The following is a 24,503-nucleotide window of genomic DNA, read 5'->3' as shown; positions in this document are numbered from 1 at the left end:
CACGAGGCTGTCACGGAGGTCGTGCCAAGTGGTGCGGTGCTGCCGTGGGGTGCAGCAGGCGGTGCGCACACGGCGCTTGTGGCGCGCAGGAGTGCTCAAGTACCGGCCCGGGGGCGTGGGTTGGTGCCCACACCCCCGGGGTCCGGCGCTTGTGGACCCCGCTCGGGTCCACAAGCCCGGCCGGGAGCCGTCCCTCCCGGCCGAGTCTGCTGGGTAACGCCATGGAAGGGGCTCAGCCCTCGGCGGCGATACGGGCCAGGCGCTGGGCCTCGGCGCGCGCGGTGCGGGCGATGGTCTCCTCGTCCACGTTCGTCAGGTGGCCGTCCTCGACCACCGGGCTGCCGTTGACCAGGGACAGGGTGACCGGCGCGGCGGCGCCGAAGACGAGCGCGGTGACCGGGTCGGCGATGGTGGAGTGGCCCAGCCCGTCCAGCTTCCACAGCACCAGGTCGGCGAGCTTGCCGGTCTCGATGGAGCCGATCTCCCGCGTACGGCCCAGGACTTGGGCGCCGCCGAAGGTACCCAGGCGCAGCGCCTGACGGGCATTCAGGGCGGCCTCGCGGTGCGCGCCGAGGCGGTTGATCAGCAGCGCGTTGCGCAGTTCGGTGTGCAGTTCGCCGGACTCGTTGGAGGCGGTGCCGTCCACACCGAGGCCGACCGGGACGCCGGCCGCCAGCATGTCGGGGACGCGGGCGATGCCCGCGGCCAGGCGGGCGTTGGAGGACGGGCAGTGCGCCACGCCCGTTCCCGTACGGGCGAAGGCGGCGATGTCGGAGTCGTTCATGTGGACGCAGTGCGCCATCCACACGTCCTCGCCCAGCCAGCCGGTGGACTCGAAGTAGTCGGTGGGGCCCATGCCGAACAGCTCGTGGCAGAACTTCTCCTCCTCCACCGTCTCCGAGCCGTGGGTGTGCAGGCGCACGCCCTTGCGGCGGGCCAACTGGGCGCCCTCGCGCAGGAGTTCGGTGGAGATGGAGAACGGCGAGCAGGGCGCGGCGGCGATGTGCACCATGGAGCCGAAGGAGGCGTCGTGGTACCGGTCGATGGCCTCTTCGGTGGCGATGAGGGCGCCTTCGGTGCTCTCCACGGCGAAGTCCGGGGGCAGTCCGCCGTCCTTGACACTGCGGTCCATGGAGCCGCGGGCCAGCGTGATACGGGCGCCGATCTCGGCGACGGCGGCGAGTTCGGCGCCGACCAGGTCGCCGGAGCCCCGCGGGAAGACGTAGTGGTGGTCGCTGGCGGTGGTCACGCCGCCCTTGACCATCATCGCGAGCGAGCCCTGGGTGGCGGCGGCGAGCATGGTGGCGTCGATCCGCGACCAGGTCGGGTAGAGCGCGACCAGCCAGTTGAACAGGTTGTGGTCGGTGGCCAGGCCGCGGGTGATCCACTGGTAGAAGTGGTGGTGGGTGTTGACCAGGCCGGGGGTCAGGAGGTGGCCCGTACCGTCCACCCTGCGGACCACGTTCTCCAGGCCCTCGGGGGCCTTGCCCGCGCCCACCGACTCGATGACACGGCCCGCCACGACGACATGTCCCGAGGCGTACTCGGTGCCGTCGGCGTCGACGGTGGCGATCGCACAGTTCTCGATGACGATGCGCTGGGCTGCTGCCGTTTCTGCCGTTTCTGCCATGGGGTCTTCCTTCTTCGTCCGGAAATGATGCGGGCACGGCAGGACCCTAGGGGGATTTGAGTGCCGCGACCGTACGGCCGCGGGTGCCGAGATGGTGGAAGAACAGGTTGAGCAGGACCGCGACCAGCGCGCCCGCGCTGATGCCGGAGCCGAGCACGGTCTGCGCCCAGGCGGGGAAGTCCTCGTAGAAGGTGGGGGCGGCGAGCGGGATGATGCCCGCGCCCAGCGACACGGCCACCAGGATGATGTTGGAGCTGTCGTCCAGTCCGGCCTCCGCGAGCGTACGGATGCCGCTGACCGCGATCGAGCCGAACAGCACGATGCCGGCGCCGCCGAGGACGGGCATCGGTACGAGCGAGACGACCGCGCCCAGTACGGGGAAGGCGCCCAGCACGATCAGCGCGCCGCCGGCCGCGGCCACCACATAGCGGCTGCGCATCCGCGTCAGCGAGACCACGCCGACGTTCTGCGCGAAGGCGCTGGTGGGAAAGCCGCCGAAGACGGGCCCTATCAGGGTGGCGATGCCGTCGGTGCGCAGACCGCGGGTGATGGTGCGCCCGGTGGTCTCGCGCTCGCAGATCTCGCCCAGCGCCAGCATCCCGGCGGCGGACTCGGTCATCAGCACCAGCATCACGATGCACAGCGAGACGATCGCGGCGGGCTGGAACTCGGGGGCGCCGAAGGCGAAGGGGGTGGGCAGGGCCGCGACGGGCGCCTGGCGCAGCGCGGCGAAGTCGGCCATGCCGAAGGGCAGCGCGGCCAGCGTCCCGACGACCAGCCCGAGCAGCAGCGCGATCTGCTTGACGAAGCCGGTGGCGAAGCGCTGGATGAGCAGGATGACCACGAGGGTGAAGGCGGCCAGCGCCAGGTACTTCATGTCGCCGAAGTCGGCGGCGCCCTTGTGGCCGCCCTGCGCCCAGCCCACCGGTACGGGCATCAGCGTGACGCCGATCAGGGTGATGACCACGCCGGTGACCAGGGGCGGGAAGAAGCGCAGCAGCCTGCCGAAGAACGGGCCCACGGCGAGGCAGAAGACTCCGGCGACCATAACTGCACCGTAGATGGCGGGGAGTTGGTGCCCTTTGGCGGTGTTCTCCGCGATGGCGAGCATGGGGGTGATCCCGGCGGAGCTGGCGGCGTTGACGAACGGCAGCCGGTTGCCCGCGAATCCGCGGATGCCCAGGGTCTGCAGGAGGGTGGCGAGCCCGGCGATCAGGAGGCTGGCGGCGATCAGCCGGGTCTGGCCCACGGCGTCCAGGCCGACGGCCTGGCCGATGATGAGCGGAGGGGTGACGACACCCGCGTACATGGCGGCGATGTGCTGGAGGGCGGCGGGGACGAGCCGCTTGGGGGCCGGCTTCTCGTCCACCGGGTGGACCGGCGGTGCGGAGGGTTTCCGGTGGTGCCTGTGGTGCGATTGCTGTGCCATGGGTCGTTCCCCTCAGGATCCGCGGGCCCCCTCCCCACTGCGGGTGTGAGAGGGGGCGGCGAGGCACGGCGTTGCGTCGTGAGCCGTCAGAGGTTCGTCAGATCCACCGGGATCTCGGCTTCGACGCCGTCGCGCAAAATGGTGGCTTCGATGAGGCCGTACGGGCGGTCCGCCGCGTAGTAGACGGCCCCGTCGGACGTCTCGTTCTTCAGCCCGAACGGCTCCATGTCCACCAGGAAATGGTGCTTGTTCGGGAGCGAGAACCGCACCTCGTCGATCTCGGAGCGGTTGTTGATGATGCGTGAGCCCATTTGGTACAGGGTCTGCTGCAGGGAGAGGCTGTAGGTCTCCGCGAAGGCGTGCAGCAGGTGCTTCTTCACCTGGGCGTAGGAGCGTTCCCAGTTGGGCATCCGCTGCTCGTCGTCACTCCAGTTGAAGCGCCAGCGGCCCGATACCTGGGTGGCCAGGATGCGGTCGTAGGCCTCTTGCAGGGTCGTGTACTTGTCCTTGATGTAGCCCCAGAACTCCGAGTTGGTGGAGTTCATCACGACCAGGTCCTTCAGCCCCGAGATGACCTGCCACTTCTCACCGTCGTAGGTGATCTGGGTGAGGCGGGTCTCCTGGCCCTTGCGGACGAAGGAGTGCTTGACCTCCTCGGAGCCGATGAACCGGGAGTTGGCATCGGAGGTCTCGATGCGCTCCCAAGCGTATTCCTCGATACGGATACGGGCCCGGTGGATCGGCTCCTGGCTGGTGACGAAATGGCGCGCCAGGTGAATTCCGAACTGCTCGGCCGATTCGATCCCGTATTCCTTGGCGAAGGCGTACACGGTGTTCTTGGTCGTATCGGTGGGCAGGCAGTGCGCATTGGAGCCGGAGAGGTGGACCTCCTCCAGGTCACCGGAGAGGGCGACGGAGACATTGAGGTCCTTGATGTGGTGGGTGTCGCCGTCCCGAGTGATCTTTACGACGCGGTTTTCTGCTTTCCCGTACTGGTTCTGGCCGAGAATCGTGGGCATAGGTCTGCTAGCTCCCTCGGTATACGGAGTAGCCGAACGGGTTGAGCAGCAGCGGTACGTGATAGTGCTCGCCCGGCTTGACGGCAAAGGTGATTGCCACCTCCGGGAAGAAGGCTCCGCTGTCCCGTGGCGCGGGGGCGTCCTGCTGTTCCTCGGCTTGCTGGTGGGTGAAGTACTCCTCGACCGCGAAGTCGAGACGTACGTGCGTGGTGCCCTGCGGCAGCTCCGGCAGGTCCTTGCAGCGCCCGTCCGCGTCCGTCTTGGAGGCGCCGTGGGCGCTCCAGCCCTTCTCGCGCCCGGAGCGCACGGACAGCGTCAGGGCCACGCCCTCGGCGGGGCGGCCCGCGCTAGTGTCCAGGATGTGCGTGGACACGGAGGTGTGCGTCCCGTCGCTCATGCCATCTCTCCTTCTGCGAGGCGGGTCAGCCGGATGCGGTTGATCTTGCCGAGCTCTCCACGAACGATCTCCCGTTCCTGTTCCGGCGTGTTGTCGATCCGGTTACGGAGAGCGTCACGCATCTGTTCGCCGGCCAGGCCGGTGGCGCAGATCAGGAAGACATGACCGAACCTGTCCTGGTAGGACAGGTTCAGCTCGAGCATCTCGGTCTTGAGGGCCTCGGAGGCGCCGGCCATGCCGCGCTGTTCGCGCGAGGAGGTGGCGTCCCCCGGCTTCGGCCGGCCGATGGGCGGGTGCCCGGCCATGGCCTCGGCCAGGTCCTGTGCGGTGAGCTCGGCCATGGCGGCGTCGCTCGCGGCACACAGGGCCTCGGCGGTGGCGTACGGGCGCTCGGCGAGCATCCTGCTCCCCCACGCCTTACTGGCGCACACCTCGTGCAGTGCGGCGCGGGCCGCATCGTCGTCGGCGGCGTTGAACCGGGCGAGCCCCGGCGTCGGGATCGAAGACACGGGAAAGCCTCCGCGGCCTGGTGCTGATCGAGACGGCGCTGATCTTCGGTGGTGCCGATCGGGCGCTGCTTGGCTGGAAATAGCTAAGACCTCCGGCAACATCACGTCAACACTTTGTTGAAGAATCCTCAACGCAAAACCGCCATCCGGGAGAACCGAATGGCGGCTTGTACCGATTTGAGGCGACGGGTCGAGCGCGCGCCACGGGAAGACTCGAGCGAGCGCCGCAGGGGGGCACCGCACCCGCTACTGATCGCCCTTCGCGGTCTCGCGGTTGAGGTAGTTGTAGACGGTGAAGCGGCTCACGCCGAGCGCCCCGGCGACCGTCTCCACCCCGTGCCGCACGGAGAAGGCACCGCGTGCCTCCAGAATCCGCACCACTTCCTGCTTGGTCTTGCGCTCCAGGTCCGACAGCGGCATCCCGTGCCGCCGCTCCAGCTCGGCCAGGATGTGGTCCAGCGAGTCGGACAGATGCGGCAGCCGTACGGCCACCCGGTCCTGGCCCTCCCAGGCCAGCACCACATCGTCCCCCCGCGCCAGCTCGGGCGCGAGCAGCTCCGCGCCCATGGCGTCCACCAGCGGCTTGACCGCCTGGACGAAGGGGTGATCGGCGGGCTCGGTCATCCGCGCTCCCCCTCCCCGTCCGCGATCACGTTGACCTGGAGGGAGACCCGGGTGGCACCGGCGTCCAGGGACCGGCGCAGCAGGGACTCCACCGCCGCCAGCACCCGGTCCGTGTCACCCTCGGCGGTGTTGCCGAACGGGCCGACGTCGACGGCGTCCAGCCCCGCGCCCGTGACGACCTCCCGCGCCACCACGGCGTGCGGCGGGGCCTCGTCCAGGTCGAACGGTTCCGTCGTGAACTCAACTCTCAATCGCGCCATGCCCCCAAGGTAGCCGCGCTGACCTGGGAGTTCACCAGGTTCGACAGCCCGGCTGCGCACACCCCTTGCCAAGCCCTCCCACCAGTAGCACGCTACTCGGTCAAGCTGGCACCTCACTGCCGCACAGTGGTCCGCCACCCGGCGTTCCTGCCGTGCTCCTGCCTTGTTCCCTTGTTCCCTTGTTCCCTTGTTCCTGCCGACGCTCGTCCCGACGACGGGAGACCGCCATGGCCCGTGCGACCGGCCGCCTTCGCGACAGCTCGCCGCAGGCCCGTACCGCGGCGAAGGTGACCCGGCGGATCGTGCCGCTGCTGGTGCTCGGCTACATCGTCAGCTACCTGGACCGCATCAACATCGGCTTCGCGAAGTTCGGCATGGAGCGGGAGTTCGGCATGAGCGCGTCCCAGTACGGGTTCGCCGCGGGGATCTTCTTCGTGGGGTACGTACTGGCCGAAGTGCCCAGCAACATGGTGCTGCTGAAGGTGGGCGCGCGCCTGTGGCTGAGCCGGATCATGGTCACCTGGGGGCTGGTCGCCGCGGCCATGGCCTTCGCGCCCAACGTGGAGACGGTGTACGGGCTGCGGTTCGCGCTCGGCGTGGCGGAGGCCGGGTTCTTCCCCGGCATCCTGCTGTACCTCACGCGCTGGTACCCCGACCGGCAGCGGGCCCGCGTGATCGCGACGGTGATGGTGGCGATCCCGCTGGCCGGGGTGGTCGGCGGCCCGCTCAACGGCTGGATCCTGACCGCCTTCGACGGCCTGCTCGGGCTGGACGGCTGGCGCTGGATCTTCCTGACCGGCGGGCTGCCCGCGGTCCTGCTCGGCGCGGTCTTCTTCGTGACGATGACCGAGCGCCCGGCCGACGCCCGCTGGCTCCACGCGGCCGAGCGCGCCCGGCTGGTGGCCACCTTGGAGCGGGAGGAGGCCGAGCGCGGCGCCGAGGCCCCGGCCGGGCACCGGGCGGTCTTCCGCGACGGCCGGGTGCTGGCGCTGACGGCGGTCTACTTCCTGCTCCAGTGCGGCGCCTACCCGCTGGTGTACTGGATGCCTTCGGTGATCAAGGAGGTCGGCGCGGCCCTGACCAGCGTGCAGGTCGGCTGGCTGACGGCGCTGCCCTTCCTGCTGGCCGCGGCCGCGATGTACCTCGCGGGCCGGCTGGTGGGCGGCGGGGGCTCGGTGCGCCCGGTGATGATCGCGCTGGCGGTGTCGGTGGCGGCGTTCACCGTCACCGCGTTCAGCCTGCACAGCCCCGCCCCCGCTTTTGCCGCCATCACCGTCGCCACGATGGCCGCACAGGCCGCCAAGCCGCTGTTCTGGCCGCTGCCCACCGCGTATCTGGCGGGGATCGGCGCGGCCAGCGGCATCGCCCTGATCAACTCCCTGGGAAACGCGGCGGGTTTCGTCAGCCCCTTCGCGGTGGGCTGGCTCCAGGACGCCACCGGCCACAACGTGGGCCTGTCGATGTCGGTGATGATCCTCGCCAACGCGGTGGCCATGGCGGTGCTGGCGGGCGTGTGGGTGGCGGGACGGCGCAGGGCGCGGGCCCAGCCGCCGTGAGGGCACCGGTTATGCTCGAAACCCGGTCGATGACCGTACGGGCCGGGGCTGTTCTCCGTCGCCCGGCCGGTCACGCAGAGCGCTACGGGGAGTGTCGTGACCAAGGATCCGCGCGCCGAGAGCAAGGCCGAACAGATCGCGGCGCAGATCCGTGACGCGATCCGCGGCGGCCGTCTGGAGCGCGGCGTGCTCTACTCCTCCCGCGAGCTGGGCGAGCGCTTCGGCGCCTCCCGTACGCCGGTGCGCGAGGCGCTGCTGCGGCTGGCCGACCTCGGTCTCGTACGCATCGAGCGCAACCGCGGGGCGCGGGTGCTGGGGCCCGACGGCCGGGGCATCGTCGAACTGTGCAGTCTGCGCGTGCTGTTGGAGCCGCCCGCCTGCCGCAGCGCGGCCGCGGTGATGACGGCGGCGGACGACGAGGCGCTGGCCGCGGAGTACCGGACCATGGAGGAGCTGGCCGACGGCAGCCCCGCGTACTTCGCCGCCGACGAGCGGCTGCACTCGCTGATCATGCGGGCGGGCGGCAACGCGCGGCTGGCGAAGTTCGTCGCCGAGCTGCGCCAGACCCTCGAACTGGACAGCCGGCACAGCGTGCCGCGGCACCAGTCGCCCGAGACCGCGCTCAAGGACCACCGCGACATCATCGAGGCGCTGCGGGAGCGGGACGGCGTGGGCGCCGAGCGCGCGATGCGCAGGCACCTGGTCAGGTCGGGGGATCTGCTCGTGGCCCACAGCAGCGGGGACAACCGCGCACTGGTCGCCGAGTGGCGGCGGTGGCTGGAACTGTCGGTCCCGGCAGGCTGACCCTCCGTCAACTCGCGTTCCCTACACGTCATTTCACGTCCGGAGCGAGGCGTGCGGCACTGTTGCATGCCACTCAAAGGGGGTAATACGTTACGTGCGATGGGCGGCCTGCCGACCGAAAGGGCTCCCGATGACGACACTCCCCCGCTCGCCCCACCCCTCCTACGCCGCCTCGGTCGCCCGCGGCATCCGCGACTGCGGCGCCGAGATGGTGGGGTACGTCCCCTCCGTCAGCGTCGCGCCGGTGATCACCGCGCTGGGCGGGGCCGAGCCGCCGCGCACCTTCCCGCTCTCCCGCGAGGAGGAGGCGATGGGCGTGCTCGGCGCGCTGCCGCTGGCGGGCCGCTTCGGCGCGGTGGTCATGCAGGACAACGGCTTCGGCAACGCGCTCACCGCGCTGACCACCTTCAACCTCGCCTACCAGCTGCCGCTGCTGATCGTCGCCAACGCCCGGGGCGGCCTGGGCGAGTACAACTCGATGATCCACACGCTGTGCCAGTACGTGCCCGAGCTGCTGGGGCGGGTCGGGGTGCCGGTCTTCGCACTGGACCGCCGCAGCGCGCCCGAGGACTGGCGGGCGGTGGTCGCCGAGGCCGGGGCGCACGCCCGGATGACGTTCCGGCCGGTCGTGGTGCTGTGCCACTTCTGGGGTACGGACGGGAAGGCGGCCTGAGGTGAAACGCATCCAAGCGCTGCGCGTACTGGCCGAGTTGACCGCGGGCCTGCCGGTCGTGGTGACCTGCGCCGCCACCAGCCGCGAGCTGGCCGCCGTCGCGGACCGTCCGAACCACCTGTACCTGCTGGACTCGATGGGCCTGGCCGGGTCCGTGGCGACCGGGCTGGCGCTGGGCCTGGGCGACTCCGCCGTCGGGCCGGTGGTGGCGATCGAGGGCGACGGCTCGCTGCTGATGAACCCCAATGTGCTGCCCACCGGCGGCTTTCTGCGCCCGCGAAAGCTGCTGGTCGCGCTGGTGGACAACGGGGTCTACGGCTCGACGGCGAATCTGCCGACGTACGCGGCGACCCGGATCGACCTGGGCGAGCTGGCCGGGGCGGCCGGCTGGCATGTGCTGCGCGCCGACGAACCCGCCGCGCTGCGGCGGGAGTTCACGGTGGCCTGCACCGTGCCGGGCCCCACGCTGCTGCACCTTCGCATCGACCCCGGCAATGCCGAGGGCATCCCCAAGCTGCTGGAGAATCCGGTGGTGCTCGGCCGCCGCTTCCAGGACTGGCTGGCGAACCGCGTACGGGTGCCGGGGGGCGGGGCCGTGAGGCCGGGGAGCGGCGTCGCCAGGGCGGGGAACAGTGCCGCCAAGCCCGAGATCGGGGCCGCCAGGCCAGGGACCGACACCGCCCGACCAGGGATCGATACCGCCGGGCCGCGGACCGCAGGAGGCGCCTGGTGACCATCCGGTCCGTGCGGGCGCGCGCCGTGGCCGTCCCCGTCGGGAGCCCGACCCGTATGTCCAACCGCGAATTGACGGTACGTCACTTCGTGCTCGTCGAGGTCACCGGCCGCGGCGGGGAGACGGGGCTGGGCTACACCTACGCGGGCACCACCGCAGGGCCGCTGACCAGGGCGGCCGTCGAGGACCTGCTCGCGCCGGTGTATCTGGGAGCGGACGCGGAGAACACCGTCGGGCTGTGGAGCCGCGCCTATCAGGAGACGCTGCTGGCCGGGCGGCGCGGCGCGGTGATCCGGGCGCTGTCCGCGCTGGACATCGCGCTGTGGGACCTGCGGGCCAAGCGGGCGGGGCAGCCCCTGGCGGTGACGCTGGGCGGCTCCACAGCGCCGCAGCCCGCGTACGCCTCGGGCGGCTACTACCGGGCGCAGGACGGCGAGTGGAGCCGGGCCGTGCGCGCGGAGATCGCCCTCAACCGTAGCCAGGGCTTCACCGATCACAAGATCAAGGTCGGCGGGCTGCCGGTCGCCGAGGACGCGCGGCGGGTCGCGGCCGCCGTCGAGGCCATCGGCGAGGGCGGCCGCCTCGCGCTGGACGCCAACAACGCCTACCGCCCGGTGCACGAGGCCCGCAGCGCCATCGAGGCGTTCGAGCGCGCGGCCGGAGACGTACCGCTGTGGTGGTTCGAGGAGCCGCTGTCGCCCGAGGCGATCGCCGGGCACGGCGAGCTGGCCGCTTCCGTACGCACCCCGGTCGCCACCGGCGAGATCCACCAGACCCGCTGGGAGTTCCGCGCGCTGATCGAGGCGAGGGCGGCCGCCGTGCTCCAGGCGGACGCCGGGGTGGTGGGCGGGGTCACGGAGTGGCTGCGGGTGGCGCACACCGCGGACGGCTTCGGGCTGCTCATGGCCCCGCACTGGCACCACAACCTGCACGCGCACCTCACCGCGGCGGTGCCCAACGCCCTCGCGGTGGAGTTCTTCGCGCACGAGAAGGGGATCTACACCTTCGAGGCCCTGCTGACGCCGGCGAGCAGGATGCGCTGCCGCGACAACCAGGTCCTGCTGCCCGAGCGGCCCGGCGTGGGCATCGAGCTGGACGGCGCGGCGGTGGAGAAGTACGCGATCGCGGGCTGAGGCCCGCCGTATCTCCGGGAGCCCCCGTGGCCCGCGGCACGGACCGTCCCGTGCCGCGGGCCGCGCGCGTATCCGGCCACGCCTCACCCACGCACCGCCGACATTCCGGGCATCCGGCCGGCCCGCGCCCGCCCGGAAACTCGGCACCCCCTTGACAGCCTTCGAACAGCGCGGGCAGTCTTCCATCACGCAGAAATCTTGTTCCGCAATACGGAAGGAGCGCAGAGCCTCATGGGCTTCTCGGACGCGCGCTTCAACGTCAATCTGTCGATCCTGTTCACCGAGCTGCCGCTGCTGGAGCGGCCCGCAGCGGCCGCCGCCGCCGGGTTCGACGCGGTGGAGCTGTGGTGGCCGTGGGTGGACGCCCCGGTGCCCGGACAGGGCCAACTGGACGCGCTGCGCGGCGCGTTGGAGGACGCGGGCACCCGCCTGGTGGGGCTGAACTTCTACGCGGGGCAGCTGCCGGGCCCCGACCGCGGCGCGCTGTCCATCCCCGGCGAGGAGTCCGAGCGGTTCCGCGCGAACCTCCCCGTCGCGGTGGAGTTCGCCCGCTCACTGGGCTGCACGGCGCTCAACGCGCTGTACGGCAACCGCGTACCGGGCGTCGAGGAGTCCGTCCAGGACGCGCTGGCGCTGGAGAACCTGACGCTGGCCGCCCGCGCGGCCCACGACATCGGCGCAGCCCTGCTCATCGAGGCCCTCAACGCCCCGGAGTCGCCCGCCTGCCCGATCGTCAGCGCCCCCCGGGCGGTGGAGGTGGTGGACGCGGTCAACGCGGCCACCGGCCTGGACAACACCCGCTTCCTGATGGACCTGTACCACCTGTCCATGAACGGCGAGGACCTGGAGCAGGTCATCGACGCCTACACGGCGCGGACCGGCCACGTACAGATCGCCGACAACCCCGGCCGCGGCGCCCCCGGCACCGGCAGCCTGCCCCTCGAAGACCTCCTGGACCGCCTGCGCAAGGCCGGCTACGGCGGCTTCGTCGGCCTGGAGTACAAGCCGGGCGAGCGCCCGAGCCACCAGGCCTTCGACTGGCTGCCGGCCGCGGCCCGCGCCGCCCGCTGAGCGGCAACTCACCGACGTAGTACAGCAGTTGGAAAGGCACCCGCATGAGCAACCTCGCTGGCTCCTCCCGCCCGACCCGCCCGGCGATCGCGTGGATCGGGCTGGGCATCATGGGCTCGCCCATGGCCGAGAACCTGATCAAGGCCGGCTACCCGGTCACCGGATACACCCTGGAGCAGGACAAGCTGGACCGGCTGGCCGCCGCCGGCGGCACCCCCGCCGCCTCCATCGCCGAGGCGGTGCGCGAGGCGGACGTCATCATCACCATGGTGCCCGCCTCGCCGCAGGTCGAAGCCATCGCGTACGGCCCCGAGGGCATCCTGGACAACGCGCGCTCCGGCGCCCTGCTCATCGACATGTCCTCCATCACCCCGCAGACCTCCGTCGACCTGGCGAAGGCCGCGGCCGACAAGGGCCTACGGGTCCTGGACGCCCCGGTCTCCGGCGGCGAGGCCGGTGCCATCGAGGCCGTGCTGTCCATCATGGTCGGCGGCAACCGCGAGGACTTCGACGCCGCCCGGCCGCTACTGGAGGCCCTGGGCAAGACGATCGTGCGGTGCGGCCCGCACGGCTCGGGCCAGACGGTCAAGGCCGCCAACCAGCTGATCGTCGCGGTCAACATCCAGGCCTGCGCCGAGGCCGTGGTCTTCCTGGAGAAGTCCGGCGTGGACCTCGCCGCCGCCCTGGAGGTCCTCAACGGCGGGCTCGCCGGATCGACCGTGCTGACCCGCAAGAAGGACAACTTCCTCCAGCGCGACTTCGCGCCGGGCTTCCGTATCGACCTGCACCACAAGGACATGGGCATCGTCACCGACGCCGCCCGCAATGTCGGCGCGGCCCTCCCGGTCGGCGCCGTGGTCGCCCAACTGGTCGCCTCGCTGCGCGCCCAGGGCGACGGCGGCCTGGACCACTCCGCCCTGCTGCGGGCCGTGGAGCGCCTCTCGGGGGCGCAGATCTGAGCCGCAGGGCTCCTTGAACTCCGGGCTGCGGCGGTTGCCGACACCTGTCCTGTCGCGCCCAGGCGCCGCCGCGGCCCGGAACCCACACTTCTCTTTCAACAAACTGTTGACGTTGCGTTCGGGGCGAATCTACGCTCCTCGCACCGCCAGCAGCTCCAGTACGGAAGGTCACCTCCGCCACCATGACGCAGCGCGTGCTTACCACCGAGTCCGGCGCCCCCGTCGCCGACAACCAGAACTCCGCCTCCGCCGGCGTCGGCGGCCCGCTCCTCCTCCAGGACCAGCACCTCCTGGAGAAGCTCGCGCGCTTCAACCGCGAGCGGATCCCGGAGCGGGTGGTGCACGCCCGTGGCTCGGGCGCGTACGGCTACTTCGAGGTGACCGACGACGTTTCCGCGTACACCAGCGCCCACTTCCTGGGTGAAGTCGGCCGCCGCACCGAGCTGTTCATCCGCTTCTCGACGGTGGCGGACAACCTCGGCGGCCCGGACGCGGCCCGCGACCCGCGCGGCTTCGCCGTCAAGTTCTATACGGAGCAGGGCAATTACGACCTCGTCGGCAACAACACCCCGGTGTTCTTCATCAAGGACCCGCTGAAGTTCCCCGACTTCATCCACTCGCAAAAGCGCGACCCCTTCACCGGTAAGCAGGAGCCGGACAACGTCTGGGACTTCTGGGCGCACGCGCCCGAGGCCACCCACCAGGTCACCTGGCTGATGGGCGACCGCGGCATACCGGCCTCCTACCGCCACATGAACGGCTACGGCTCGCACACCTACCAGTGGACCAACGAGGCGGGCGAGGCCTTCTTCGTCAAGTACCACTTCAAGACCAACCAGGGCATCCGCTGCCTGAGCAGCGAGCAGGGCGCGGAGCTGGCGGGCAAGGACCCCAACAGCCACCAGACCGACCTGCTGCAGTCCATCGAGCGCGGGGTCTACCCGTCCTGGACGCTGCATGTGCAGGTGATGCCGGCGGCGGACGCGGCGAACTACCGCTTCAACCCGTTCGACCTGACGAAGGTGTGGCCGCACAGCGACTACCCGCTGCAGCGGGTGGGCCGCCTGGTCCTGGACCGCAACCCCGACAACGTGTTCGCCGAGGTCGAACAGTCCGCGTTCTCGCCGAACAACTTCGTGCCGGGCATCGGCCCGTCCCCGGACAAGATGCTCCAGGGCCGGCTGTTCGCCTACGCCGACGCGCACCGCTACCGCCTGGGCGTCAACCACACCCAGCTGGCGGTCAACGCGCCCAAGGGCGTGACCGGCGGCGCCGCCAACTACGGCCGCGACGGCCTGATGGCCACCAACGCCTACGACCGGCACGCCAAGAACTACGAGCCCAACTCCTATGACGGCCCCGCCCAGACCGGCCGGGCGCTGTCCGCCCCGCTCGCGGTCACCGGCCACGCCGGCACCCACGAGGCCCCCGCGCACACCAAGGACGACGACTTCTTCCAGGCCGGTGAGCTCTACCGGCTGATGTCCCAGGAGGAGAAGCAGCGCCTGGTGGCCAACATCGCCGGCGGCCTGGCCCAGGTCAGCCGCGACGATGTGATCGAGAAGAACCTCGCCCACTTCCACGCCGCCGACCCGGAGTACGGCACGCGCGTGGAGTCCAAGGTCCGCGAGCTGCGCGAGGACTGACGGGAGGTCAGTTCACCTCGCGCGTCCGTACCGGCCGGCCCACTGAGGGGTGACCGGCCGGCACGGAGAGGCAGTGCGGCGCTCCGCGGCGCCCAGGGGAGATGCCGGTGCGGTGGCAGTGTCCGCCCGGAAGGGAAGGGCGGTCCGCCTCCCCGCCGCGGAGCCCGCCTGACTCACCCGGGACGGTACGTTCCTGCAGCGGACGCGGCCCGAAGGCCCTCAATGCCACGGTCCTGCAACAGGCGGGTTCTCTGCGTCGAATCTCCCCCCAACGCCTCGCGTTGGAGAGAACATGGACGGCAGCAGCCGATCCCGCTCCGGCTGCGGACCTACCGCTCAGGAGCCGACCATGGCCGACAGCGTGCCGGTGCGATGCCCGACATGCCGCCGCGAGAACGCCTTCACCCCGCCCACGTTCCCGTGTGCGTGTGGCGCCCCGCTGACCCTCCCGGTGCTCCGTGGCGCCGCCCCCGTCGAAATCGTGCACCGCACCTGGCAGGGGGCGTGGGTGGAGGTGCGCTGCGATGTGTGCAAGCGCCAGGACGAGTGGCCGGCGCCCGAACTGGGCTGTGTGTGCGGGACGGTGGTCCGCGTGCCCGTGGTGCCCGTACCGACCCCGCCGCCGCCCAACCTCCCCGCGCACGGCGGCCTGGCCGCGCCCGCCCCCGAGCCCCAGCACCCCATACTGCGGCCGGCCTTCCGCCCGGTGACCATCCGCACCGCCCGGGACTGCATCAGCGCCGCCGCCCAGTACCTGAAATGGCTCGGCTTCGACGATGTCGTACGGCCCCTGGAGCGCGGCTCCTCCGGCGTCGACCTGCGCGGTCCAGGAGTGGTGGCCCAGGTCGACCCCACCACTCGCCCCACCAAACTCCGCGAGATCGAGTGCCTCTGGCTCAACGGCCTCAACGAATCGGCTCTCGCGGTCTGCTTCTCCCTGGCCGGTTACGCCCGCGACGCACGGGCCCGCTCCGACACCCTGCACATACCGCTGTTCGTCATGGACCTCACCGGCACTCCCCAGCCGGTCAACGACCCTGCGGACGAACTGATCGCCCGGGGAGCACCGTAACGACACCCTCCCGGCCGTCGGACAGATCACCGGGCCCGGCTGGATCACCGAAACCCTCCAGGCCCTCGGCAGGGACCCCGCCGAGGGCACCCCCGCCGCCGAGGTGGCCCGCGCCTACGCCGACGCCGTGGAAAATCGGCTGCCCGGCGCCCCCTGAGCGGGCGAGGATCGCGGTATGGACCACCACTTCCGTACCGCGACACCCGACGATCTGCCTGCGCTGCGCGCCATCGAGCGCGCGGCGGGCGAGGCCTTCCGGGGTATCGGGATGGCGCAGATCGCCGACGACGAACCGCCCTCGCTCCAGGAGCTGGCTGCCTATCGGCAAGCGGGGCGGGCGCTGGTGGCGGCGGATGCCGCCACGGACCGTCCCGTCGCCTATCTGCTGTGCGCACCCGTCGACGGCTGCACCCACATCGAGCAGGTCTCCGTCCATCCCGACGCCGCACATCGCGGTCTGGGCCGCGCGCTGATCGACCGCGCCGCGGCGGCGAGCCCGCCGGGCACGGCCCTGACCCTGACCACCTTCGCCGAAGTCCCCTGGAACGCCCCGTACTACGCCCGCCTCGGCTTCTTCCCGCTGCCCGACTCCGCCCTCACGCCGGGGCTGCGCCGCATCCGCGAGCAGGAGGCGGCGCACGGCCTGGACCGGTGGCCGCGGGTGTGCATGCGACGGGCGGCCGCGTGAGCGCTTCGCCGGGTGCGGCAGGGAAACCGCGGGCCGGTGGGGGCTGACCGCGCAGTTCCCCGCGCCCCCTTCGGGGCGCGGCCGGCTCAGGGCGGGTCAGTCCTCCAGTCCCCGGGCCCGGCGGAAGCGGGCGAGGGCATCCGGGAGGGTGACGATGGGGGGCGGGTAGTCGAGGTGGGTGGAGGCGGGGAGGGTCCAGGGGCGGTGGATGGCGGGGGTGGGGACGGTGGCGAGTTCGGGGAGCCAGCGGCGGATGTAGGTGCCGTGGGGGTCGAGGCGGGTGGACTGGGTGAGGGGGTTCAGGACGCGGTTGGGGCGGGTGTCGGTGCCGGTGCCCGCCATCCACTGCCAGTTGAGCTGGTTGTCGGCGATGTCGCCGTCGACCAGCAGGGACAGGAAGTGCGCGGCTCCGGTGCGCCAGTCGGCGTACAGCGTCTTGGTCAGGAAGCTCGCGGTCAGCATCCGGCCGCGGTTGTGCATCCAGCCCTCGTGGGCGAGCTGCCGCATGGCCGCGTCCACCAGCGGATAGCCGGTCCGGCCCGCGCGCCAGGCGGCGATCTCCCGCTCGTCGTGGCGCCAGCGGTCGCCGCGGGTGCGGTAGTCGCGGTGTGCCGCCGAGGGGCGGGCGGCCAGCACCTGGTGGTGGAAGTCCCGCCAGGCCAGCTGCCGTACGAAGGCCTCCGCGCCCGGTCCGCCCGCCGCACGGGCCCGGGTGGCCAGTTCGACCGGGGAGAGCGTGCCGAAGTGCAGGTGGGGCGAGAGGCGGGAGGTCGCGTCGGCCGCCAAGTCGTCGTGGAGATCGGGGTATTGGGGCAGTCCGCTGGTGCGCCAGGCGGTGAAGCGGCGGCGGGCCGCGCGCTCACCGCCGCGCGCCAGGCCGGGTGAGACGCCCGCCACCGCCGCCCGGCGCGGCAGGTCCTGCGAGTGGGCCCGCTCGGGTACGCGTACGGCCCTGGGCGCGCGCAGCACATCGCGCAGCCGCTCGGCGCTCCAGCGCCGGAAGTAGGGGGTGAAGACCGCGTAGTGGTCGCTGCCCGCCGGGGTCACCGCGCCCGGCGCGAGCGCGGTGCTCACCGTGTCGTGCACGCGCAGGCGGCGGCCGGCGGCCTCCAGCGCCCTGCGCAGCCGGTCCTCGCGGCGCTGTGCGTAGCCGCTGGCGCCGCCGGCGAGGTGCACCTCCTGGGCGCCGGTGCGCGCCGCCATGCCCAGCACCTCCTCGACGACCTCGCCGCTGCGCAGCACCAGGCGCCCGCCTCGTTCGCGCAGCGCCGCGTCGAGGTCGGCCAGGCAGTCCGCCAGGAAGGCGCGGCGGTTGGGGGCGTCGAAGCCGGCCGCGCGCACCCCGTCGTCCATGACGAACAGCGGCACCACCTCCTCGGCGGCCGCCAGCGCGGCCCGCAGGACCGGGTTGTCGTGCACCCGCAGGTCGGCGGTGAACAGCGCGATCGAGACACTCATGGCGCCCCTTCTGTCAGGCGTCGTACGGGTCACCGGAATTTCATCAGGTGGGGCGGCTGGGAGGTGGGAGGCGGCCGAGCCGCGCCCCCAAGGGGCAATCCGGGGCGCCGTACCGGAAAACGCCGGGTGTCAGTGGGCACCGCCATAATGTCCGCCATGATCGACGCGCAGACGCTCAGGGCCCGCTGCCTCGAATTCAACGGGGCGGTCGAGGAGTACCCCTTTCCCCGCCACTCGGAGGTGTGCACCTTCAAGGTCGGCGGGAAGATCTTCGCGCTGAGCACCCTGGAGGCCGTACCGCTCACGGTGAGCCTGAAGTGCGACCCGGAGATCGCCCTGCGGCTGCGCGCCGCGCACCCCCAGATCGTGCCGGGCTACCACCTCAACAAGCGCCACTGGAACACCGTCACCCTCGACGGCACCCTGCCCGACCGGCTCGTCCTGGACATGGTCGAGGACTCCTACGACCTGATCGTGGCGTCACTGCCGCGCGCCCAGCGGCTGCTGCTGGACTGGCCGGGCGAGCGCGGTTCCCGAGCAGATTCTTGAACGCCCATTCTTGAAAATTCGGCCAGCGGTCGCTTAGGGTCGACGCATGGGCAGAGTGAAGGAGTTCGACCCGGACGCGGCACTGCGCTCCGCGCTGGACCTGTTCTGGCGCAAGGGCTACGCGGCCACGTCCATGCAGGACCTCGTGGATCACCTCGGCATCAACAGGGGCAGCATCTACGCGACCTTCGGCGACAAGCACCAGCTGTATCTGAGCGCGGTGGACCGCTACCGCGAGGACAACGAGGGCGAGCTGCTGCGCCTGCTCGGCCAACCGGGCCCGGTGCTGCCCGCGGTGGGCGACCTGGTCCGCAGATACGCCCGTACCGCCCTGGAGGACCTGGACCGCAAGGGCTGCCTGATGACCAACACCGCCGTGGAACGGCTGCCGGAGGACACCGGCGCCGGGCGGCGGGTGGAGGCCTCGCTGGCCGCCCTGGAGACGGGCATCGCCGGCGCGCTCGTACGGGCCCAGGCCCAGGGCGAACTGGCCGCCGGCAAGGACCCGTACAGCCTGGCCCGCTTCCTGGTCACCGTGCTGCAGGGCCTGAAGGTGATCGCCAAGACTCCGGAGCCGCGGCGCTATCTGGACGCCACGGTCGAGCAGGCCCTGGCGCTGCTCGACTGACGGCCCCTTCCCCGCCCGACCCTTTCGCCTGCCCATTTTCTTGAACGGCCATTCTAAATAGATGTCCGTTTCCTCAACCTGCCGTACGGCACACAGGAGTTGACATGACGACCGACGCCGAGCTGGCCCGCTCCCTGGAGGGCGACTTCACCAGCCGCTACGCCGAGGTCAACGGCGTACGCCTGCACTACGTGGCGGGCGGACAGGGCGACCCGCTGATCCTGCTGGGCGGCTGGCCGCAGACCTGGTGGCAGTTCCACAAGATCATGCCGGCGCTCGCCCGGCACCGCCGCGTCATCGCCGTGGACCTGCGCGGCATGGGCGGCTCGGACAAGCCCGCGGACGGCTACGACAAGAAGACGATGGCCCGGGACATCCTCGGACTCGCCCGCCACCTGGGCCACTCCACCGTCGACATCGCGGGCCACGACATCGGCGCCTCCCTCGCGTACCACTTCGCCGCCAACCACCCCGAGGCCACCCGCAAGGTGGTCATGATGGACATGGGGCTGCCCGACGAGAGCTGGTACGAGCAGGCCATGCTCCCCCGCCTCGGCGGCCAGGTGGAGAGCATGGCGCGGGGCCGGATCGAGCCGGGCGCGTACACCTGGTGGTACGCCTTCAACCAGCTGCGCGGGCTGCCGGAGATCCTGCTGGCCGGCCGCACCCGCCCGCTGATCGACTGGCTCTTCGGCTACATGCTGGCCGACCAGGCCTCCATCGACGAGCACGACCGCGAGGTCTACGCCCGCGCCTACGACTCCCCCGACGCCATCCGCGCGAGCAACGGCTGGTACCAGACCATGCCGCAGGACATCGCCGACGAGAAGACCTACGGGCCGCTCGCCGCGCCGCTGCTGGTGCTGTCGGGCGAGGGCGCCTATGCGCTCCAGAAGCAGCAGATGGAGGGCAAGGGGCGCCAGGTGCGGGTGGTGAAGGTCGAGGGCAGCGGGCACTACGTACCGGACGAGCGGCCGCAGACGGTGATCCGGGAGATGGCGGCGTTCCTGGACTGACACCCCCACGTGGCCGTATATGCGGGGAAGTTGAAGCCCCTGCATATACGGCCGCCGCGGCGAGGTGCCGTGCCGGGCGTCGCCAGGCAGACGGGACTCGGACGACAGGCCGCCAGCCAGACGGGGCTTGGACGACAGGCCCTACGGCTGGGCGAGGGACGCCTGCTCCGCCAGTGCCGCGGCCAGCTGCTCGCGCAGTTCGACCTTCCTGACCTTGCCGCTGACCGTCATGGGGAAGGCGTCCACGACATGGACGTAGCGCGGCACCTTGTAGTGGGCCAGGCGGGAGCGGCAGTAGCGGGCCAGCTCGTCGCGGGTCAGGGTGTCCCGCGCGTCGCGCAGGATGACACAGGCGGCGATCTCCTCGCCGTACTTCTCGTCCGGGACCCCGACGACCTGCACATCGGCGACCTTGGGGTGGGTGTGCAGGAACTCCTCGATCTCGCGCGGATAGACGTTCTCGCCGCCCCGGATGATCATGTCCTTGATGCGGCCGACGATCCGCAGATAGCCGTCCTGGTTCATCACCGCGAGGTCGCCGGTGTGCATCCAGCGGGCCGCGTCGATGGCCTCGGACGTGCGCTCCGGCTCCTCCCAGTAGCCGAGCATCACGCTGTAGCCGCGGGTGCACAGCTCGCCGGGCTCGCCACGCGGCAGGGTCCGCCCGCTGACCGGGTCCACGACCTTGACCTCGATGTGCGGCAGCACCCGCCCCACCGTCCCGGTGCGGTGCGCCAGATCGTCCTCGCGGCGGGTCTGGGTGGAGACCGGCGAGGTCTCGGTCATGCCGTAGCAGATGGAGACCTCGGCCATGTGCATCTCGCCGACCACCCGCTTCATCACCTCCACCGGGCAGGGCGAGCCCGCCATGATGCCGGTGCGCAGCGAGGACAGGTCGTAGGAGGCGAAGTCGGGCAGGCCCAGTTCGGCGATGAACATCGTCGGCACGCCGTACAGGGAGGTGCAGCGCTCGTCCTGTACGGCGCGCAGGGTGGCGGCGGCGTCGAAGGTCGGGGCGGGGATGACGACGCAGGCCCCGTGCGAGGTGGCGCCGAGGTTGCCCATCACCATGCCGAAGCAGTGGTAGAAGGGCACCGGCAGACAGATCCGGTCGGCCTCGGTGTAGCCGACCGTCTCGCCCACCCAGTAGCCGTTGTTGAGGATGTTGTGGTGGGAGAGGGTGGCGCCCTTGGGAAAGCCCGTCGTACCGGAGGTGTACTGGATGTTGACCGGGTCGTCGGCGGACAGCTGCGCCGCACACTCGGCGAGCCGGCCGGCGGGCACGGCCGCACCGGCGGCCAGCAGCCCTTCCCAGGTCGGGTCGTCGATGTAGACCACGTCGCGCAGCGCGGGGCTCTCGGCGCGCACCTGCTCGATCATCCGCCGGTAGCAGGTGGTCTTGTACTCGGTCGCCGAGACCAGCACCTCGATGCCGGCCTGCTTGAGGACGTACGCCAGCTCGTGCACCCGGTAGGCCGGGTTGATGTTGACCATGATGGCGCCGATGCGGGCGGTGGCGTACTGGACGAGCACCCACTCCGGGCAGTTGGGCGACCAGATGCCCACCCGGTCGCCCTTGGTGACGCCCTTGGCGAGCAGGCCGAGCGCGACCTCGTCGACGGCACGGCCGAACTCGGCGTACGTCCAGCGCCGCCCGCTGGGCACGTCGACCAGCGCCTCGCGGTCCCCGAACCGCTCCACGGTCAGGTCCAGATCGGCTCCGATGGTGTGGCCGAGCAGCGGGCGCTCACCGGCCCCGCTCTCGTACGACAGTGCCCCTGGTGGCTGGCTCATCGGTGGTCTTCCTCCCGGTACTCGTCGGCGCCCCCGTTGGCGGTGCGCTCGCGCAGTTCGATACGGCGGATCTTGCCCGAGACGGTCTTGGGCAGCTCGGCGAACTCCAGAGGGCGTACCCGCTTGCAGGGCGCCAGGACCTCGCGGGAGTGTTCGAAGAGAAGTTTGCCGGTCGCCGGGCCCGGCTCCCAGCCCTCGGCCGGCACCACGTACGCCTTGGGCACGGCCAGCCGCAGCGGATCGGACGCCGGGACGACCGCGGCCTCGGCAACCGCCGCGTGCTCCAGCAGCGCGCTCTCCAGCTCAAACGGCGAGATCTTGTAGTCGGATGCCTTGAACCCGTCGCCACCAGCGGCCGGCGGATCCAGCAACACCAACAGCCGCGGACCGCCCCGCCCCCGCACCTCAAGCGGCGGCAGCACGCCCCCTCCCTCCGCGAGCCGCTCCCCCGGCATCCCGTCCAACTCATCCAACTCATCCAACTCGTCCGACTCGTCCATGAGCCGCCCCCACAAACCCGTGGCCAGCCAGTGCTGCCACGACCTCGCGAGGCTCCCGCGCGGAAACGGCAGCGCGTCCCACGCACACCCCGTACTCGCCTTCTGCAGCATGGCGCCCATGCATGCCCCGGCCGTCCTTGCAACGCCTACCTTTCCGGCCCGCGAAGATCGCCTCAACGCGCGCCCACGCTCCGTCCGTCAACACCGGCACACAGCGCTCTCGCTCCCGGAACCACGCACTGATCCCGTCATCACACCGCGTCTTCCGCCGAACCTCCCCCAGAATCGTGACCCGAATATCCAAGAGGCCCATCGCCTCGACCTGCTCCCCCAGATCCCTCCCGTGCAGGCGATGGCGCGCCATCGTGGCCAGTTCCCGGAGGCCACGGCCCCACTGCACCGCCCGCCCGCTCTCCTCCTCCCACCTCCTCGTCTCCTCCAAAAGCTGACAGGTCTGCTCCCGCTCCTCGGTCAACGTCAGAACCGCCTGCTCGATGGCCGCCCGGGCATCCGCCTGCTTCGCGGCCACCACGACAACCGCCGAGATCGCCGCATCATGAGCGACCACCTGCTTCTCCAGCTCAGCGACCCTCGCCACGCAATCCACATCCACCCGGCCCGCCTCGCCAAGGCCAACTCACCACTGGCCTGGAGGCCACCGACTCCCTCGCCACCGCTCAGGTGCCAGACGACATCGGGGACGAGGAGTGGGTGGCATGACCACCCCATCCATTGCCGACAGCTCGCCGCTGGGGGACTTCCTGGTCGATCCGATGGGTGCCCTGTCCGGTTTCGGCCATGCATTGCTCGTGCACGGCCGACCGTGGGCCGTTGTTGCCGTACTGGTGCCCGCTTGGCTGTTACTGCGGACGGTTCTGCGGCAAGCCCACCGCCGGGCGCTGGCGGCCGGTGCGCGCCAGATCGTCATCCTGGCCCCGCCGCAGGCCGACCCCTCCGGGGGTGAGGCGCTGTGGGCGAATCTGGCCGGCCTCGTACGGCCGTGGTGGCGTCGGGCGTTCGGCGAGCAGCCGCATCTGGCCTTCGAATTCGCCTGGCAGCCCGAACAGCTGACGGTCAGCATGTGGGTCCCGCAGTGCGTACCCGAAGCCCTGGTGCGCCGGGCGATCGAGGCCGCCTGGCCCGGCGCCCACACCACCACCCGCCCCGCCATACCGCCCCTCGCCGAACTCTCGGGTACGCGGCGCCAGATGACCGGTGGCCGTTTGCGCCTGGCCCACCCGCAGATCCTCCCGCTGGAAACCCGCCATAGCGCCGCCCCGCTCCGTGCGCTCCTGGGCGCCGCCGTCGGCCTGAGCAAGAGCGAGGCGGCCTGCGTCCAACTGCTGGCCCGCCCCCGCAGCCGGGGCCCGGCTGCGCCGCGCTGCGCGCGCCGCCCGGTGAGCGAAGGCCGGTCAGGCCGCCAGCCGCCTGGCCGGAGTGCTGGACTGGCTCACCCACCAGCCCTCCCGCACCACCACAGGCCGCTTCGACCCCGCGCACGCCGCCGAAGTCCGCGCCGTCGCCGAGAAGCTCTCCGGTCCTCGTTCACCGGCTTCCTCACCGGCGGCAGCACAGCCAGCGCCGCCGCCCGCAGCAACATCCCGCCCCGCATGCTCGCCCTCTACCAACAGGCCGCCCCCACCTGCCCCGGCCTTGACTGGACCGTCCTCGCCGCGATCGGCAAGGCCGAAACCGACCACGGCCGCCACCCCACGATGCGCTCCGAGGCCGGCGCCGTCGGCCCCATGCAGTTCCTGCCGAGCACCTACGCGGCGTACGCGTACCCGGTCCCGCTCAGCGGGAAGAACCCGCCCACCCCCTGGGACCCGGTCAACGCCGTCCACGCCGCCGCCCGCATGCTCTGCACCAACATCGCCCGCGGCGGCAAAGACCTCAACCGAGCCGTCTTCCAGTACAACCACAGCCACACCGGTGCGGCCGCTGCCCCGACCGTACTCCGGGCCATCACCTTCGCCCGTTCCCAGATCGGCACCCCCTACCTCTGGGGCGGCGATGGCCCCCACGAAGGCGGCTTCGATTGCTCCGGCCTCACCCAAGCCGCCTACGCCACCGCAGGCATCCGCCTCCCCCGCGTCGCCGAAGACCAGTACAACGCCACGCCCCAAGTCCCCTGCGGCCAGCCCCTGCTCCCCGGCGACCTCGTCTTCTTCGGCCGCCCCGGCAACATCCACCACGTCGGCCTCTACATCGCCGGGACTGCCATCGGAGGTGCCGTGGGAGTCATCGGCGGGCTCTTCACCGTCATAGGTCTTCGAAACTGACCCCCTGCGGGGATGCCCGGCAAACAGGGCATCCCCGCACTTCCGCACTGGCAGTGATGGGGAGGGCCAATGC

The 24,503-nt window shown here is 71.3% G+C and carries 24 protein-coding genes and 1 pseudogene; 14 read left to right on the top strand and 11 right to left on the bottom strand.

The window, feature by feature from the left end:
• Nucleotides 1-232: 232 nt before the first annotated feature.
• The 7 genes from AC4IJH_RS03450 to AC4IJH_RS03420 all read right to left on the bottom strand — a co-directional run bounded on the left by AC4IJH_RS03450 (nt 233) and on the right by AC4IJH_RS03420 (nt 5,868).
• Nucleotides 233-1,630, bottom strand: coding sequence for an 8-oxoguanine deaminase (locus AC4IJH_RS03450; protein WP_490849960.1), 1,398 nt, complete (start codon nt 1,628-1,630; stop codon nt 233-235).
• Between the two features lie 46 nt (nt 1,631-1,676).
• Entirely contained in the window at nt 1,677-3,059 is a 1,383-nt protein-coding gene (locus AC4IJH_RS03445) for a nucleobase:cation symporter-2 family protein (RefSeq protein WP_490849959.1), read from the bottom strand.
• Between the two features lie 86 nt (nt 3,060-3,145).
• Nucleotides 3,146-4,078: a factor-independent urate hydroxylase gene (gene pucL / locus AC4IJH_RS03440; protein ID WP_490849958.1), complete on the bottom strand. Its 933-nt coding sequence runs from the start codon at nt 4,076-4,078 to the stop codon at nt 3,146-3,148.
• 7 nt (nt 4,079-4,085) lie between these two features.
• The gene (gene uraH / locus AC4IJH_RS03435) at nt 4,086-4,475 is read right to left on the bottom strand and encodes a hydroxyisourate hydrolase (RefSeq protein WP_490849957.1); all 390 of its coding nucleotides are present in this window, start codon (nt 4,473-4,475) and stop codon (nt 4,086-4,088) included.
• Nucleotides 4,472-4,984, bottom strand: a complete 513-nt coding sequence (gene uraD / locus AC4IJH_RS03430; protein WP_490849956.1) for a 2-oxo-4-hydroxy-4-carboxy-5-ureidoimidazoline decarboxylase — start codon at nt 4,982-4,984, stop codon at nt 4,472-4,474. Before uraD ends, uraH begins: the two co-directional genes overlap by 4 nt.
• Before the next feature lie 246 nt (nt 4,985-5,230).
• Complete coding sequence (locus AC4IJH_RS03425) at nt 5,231-5,608, bottom strand: helix-turn-helix domain-containing protein (RefSeq protein ID WP_490849955.1); 378 nt, start codon at nt 5,606-5,608, stop codon at nt 5,231-5,233.
• Nucleotides 5,605-5,868: a YkoF family thiamine-binding protein gene (locus AC4IJH_RS03420; RefSeq protein WP_490849954.1), complete on the bottom strand. Its 264-nt coding sequence runs from the start codon at nt 5,866-5,868 to the stop codon at nt 5,605-5,607. The genes AC4IJH_RS03425 and AC4IJH_RS03420 overlap by 4 nt, the downstream gene beginning before the upstream one ends.
• Nucleotides 5,869-6,095: 227 nt before the next feature.
• On the opposite strand from AC4IJH_RS03420, the gene AC4IJH_RS03415 reads away from it, so the two are divergent.
• The 10 genes from AC4IJH_RS03415 (at nt 6,096) to AC4IJH_RS03370 (ending at nt 16,203) form a co-directional block, all read left to right on the top strand.
• Complete coding sequence (locus AC4IJH_RS03415) at nt 6,096-7,424, top strand: MFS transporter (RefSeq protein ID WP_490849953.1); 1,329 nt, start codon at nt 6,096-6,098, stop codon at nt 7,422-7,424.
• A gap of 96 nt (nt 7,425-7,520) precedes the next feature.
• Nucleotides 7,521-8,228: a GntR family transcriptional regulator gene (locus AC4IJH_RS03410; RefSeq protein ID WP_490849952.1), complete on the top strand. Its 708-nt coding sequence runs from the start codon at nt 7,521-7,523 to the stop codon at nt 8,226-8,228.
• Nucleotides 8,229-8,358: 130 nt separating this feature from the next.
• Nucleotides 8,359-8,901 (top strand): hypothetical protein, encoded by a 543-nt coding sequence (locus AC4IJH_RS03405; RefSeq protein ID WP_490849951.1) that lies wholly within the window; start codon nt 8,359-8,361, stop codon nt 8,899-8,901.
• A gap of 1 nt (nt 8,902) precedes the next feature.
• Nucleotides 8,903-9,634 (top strand): thiamine pyrophosphate-dependent enzyme, encoded by a 732-nt coding sequence (locus AC4IJH_RS03400; protein WP_490849950.1) that lies wholly within the window; start codon nt 8,903-8,905, stop codon nt 9,632-9,634.
• Nucleotides 9,631-10,767, top strand: coding sequence for a mandelate racemase/muconate lactonizing enzyme family protein (locus AC4IJH_RS03395; protein WP_490849949.1), 1,137 nt, complete (start codon nt 9,631-9,633; stop codon nt 10,765-10,767). Before AC4IJH_RS03400 ends, AC4IJH_RS03395 begins: the two co-directional genes overlap by 4 nt.
• A gap of 231 nt (nt 10,768-10,998) precedes the next feature.
• Nucleotides 10,999-11,838, top strand: a complete 840-nt coding sequence (locus AC4IJH_RS03390) for a TIM barrel protein (RefSeq protein WP_490849948.1) — start codon at nt 10,999-11,001, stop codon at nt 11,836-11,838.
• Between the two features lie 44 nt (nt 11,839-11,882).
• Complete coding sequence (locus tag AC4IJH_RS03385) at nt 11,883-12,797, top strand: 2-hydroxy-3-oxopropionate reductase (RefSeq protein ID WP_490849947.1); 915 nt, start codon at nt 11,883-11,885, stop codon at nt 12,795-12,797.
• 182 nt (nt 12,798-12,979) lie between these two features.
• Entirely contained in the window at nt 12,980-14,443 is a 1,464-nt protein-coding gene (locus tag AC4IJH_RS03380; RefSeq protein ID WP_490849946.1) for a catalase, read from the top strand.
• 349 nt (nt 14,444-14,792) lie between these two features.
• Nucleotides 14,793-15,515, top strand: a complete 723-nt coding sequence (locus tag AC4IJH_RS03375) for a hypothetical protein (RefSeq protein WP_490849945.1) — start codon at nt 14,793-14,795, stop codon at nt 15,513-15,515.
• A 175-nt stretch (nt 15,516-15,690) separates the two neighbouring features.
• Entirely contained in the window at nt 15,691-16,203 is a 513-nt protein-coding gene (locus AC4IJH_RS03370) for a GNAT family N-acetyltransferase (RefSeq protein ID WP_490849944.1), read from the top strand.
• 96 nt (nt 16,204-16,299) lie between these two features.
• Here the strand turns inward: AC4IJH_RS03370 and AC4IJH_RS03365 are convergent, their stop codons facing one another.
• Nucleotides 16,300-17,661 (bottom strand): cryptochrome/photolyase family protein, encoded by a 1,362-nt coding sequence (locus tag AC4IJH_RS03365; RefSeq protein WP_490849943.1) that lies wholly within the window; start codon nt 17,659-17,661, stop codon nt 16,300-16,302.
• Between the two features lie 156 nt (nt 17,662-17,817).
• Between AC4IJH_RS03365 and AC4IJH_RS03360 the strand changes: the two genes are divergently transcribed.
• From AC4IJH_RS03360 to AC4IJH_RS03350, 3 genes are all read left to right on the top strand, one after another.
• Nucleotides 17,818-18,210 (top strand): MmcQ/YjbR family DNA-binding protein, encoded by a 393-nt coding sequence (locus AC4IJH_RS03360; RefSeq protein ID WP_490849942.1) that lies wholly within the window; start codon nt 17,818-17,820, stop codon nt 18,208-18,210.
• A gap of 46 nt (nt 18,211-18,256) precedes the next feature.
• On the top strand, nt 18,257-18,838 hold the full coding sequence (locus tag AC4IJH_RS03355) for a TetR/AcrR family transcriptional regulator (protein ID WP_490849941.1): 582 nt from the start codon (nt 18,257-18,259) through the stop codon (nt 18,836-18,838).
• Nucleotides 18,839-18,942: 104 nt separating this feature from the next.
• Nucleotides 18,943-19,854 carry an alpha/beta fold hydrolase gene (locus AC4IJH_RS03350; RefSeq protein ID WP_490849940.1) on the top strand — a complete coding sequence of 304 codons (912 nt, stop codon included), beginning with the start codon at nt 18,943-18,945 and terminating at the stop codon, nt 19,852-19,854.
• Nucleotides 19,855-19,995: 141 nt separating this feature from the next.
• Here the strand turns inward: AC4IJH_RS03350 and AC4IJH_RS03345 are convergent, their stop codons facing one another.
• The 3 genes and pseudogenes from AC4IJH_RS03345 to AC4IJH_RS03335 form a co-directional block, all read right to left on the bottom strand.
• Nucleotides 19,996-21,648, bottom strand: coding sequence for an AMP-binding protein (locus AC4IJH_RS03345; RefSeq protein ID WP_490849939.1), 1,653 nt, complete (start codon nt 21,646-21,648; stop codon nt 19,996-19,998).
• Nucleotides 21,645-21,992, bottom strand: a pseudogene (locus AC4IJH_RS03340) (AMP-binding enzyme); the annotation flags it as partial. The gene AC4IJH_RS03345 and the pseudogene AC4IJH_RS03340, both read right to left, overlap by 4 nt.
• Nucleotides 21,993-22,122: 130 nt before the next feature.
• Nucleotides 22,123-22,746, bottom strand: a complete 624-nt coding sequence (locus tag AC4IJH_RS03335; protein WP_490849938.1) for a hypothetical protein — start codon at nt 22,744-22,746, stop codon at nt 22,123-22,125.
• A 118-nt stretch (nt 22,747-22,864) separates the two neighbouring features.
• On the opposite strand from AC4IJH_RS03335, the gene AC4IJH_RS03330 reads away from it, so the two are divergent.
• Nucleotides 22,865-24,430, top strand: coding sequence for a C40 family peptidase (locus AC4IJH_RS03330; protein WP_490849937.1), 1,566 nt, complete (start codon nt 22,865-22,867; stop codon nt 24,428-24,430).
• Nucleotides 24,431-24,503 lie beyond the last annotated feature (73 nt).

The sequence above is a fragment of the Streptomyces sp. UF-297 genome (assembly GCF_058245575.1).
Note: the sequence above shows the minus strand (reverse complement) of the source record. Positions and strands in the feature narration are given on the sequence as shown.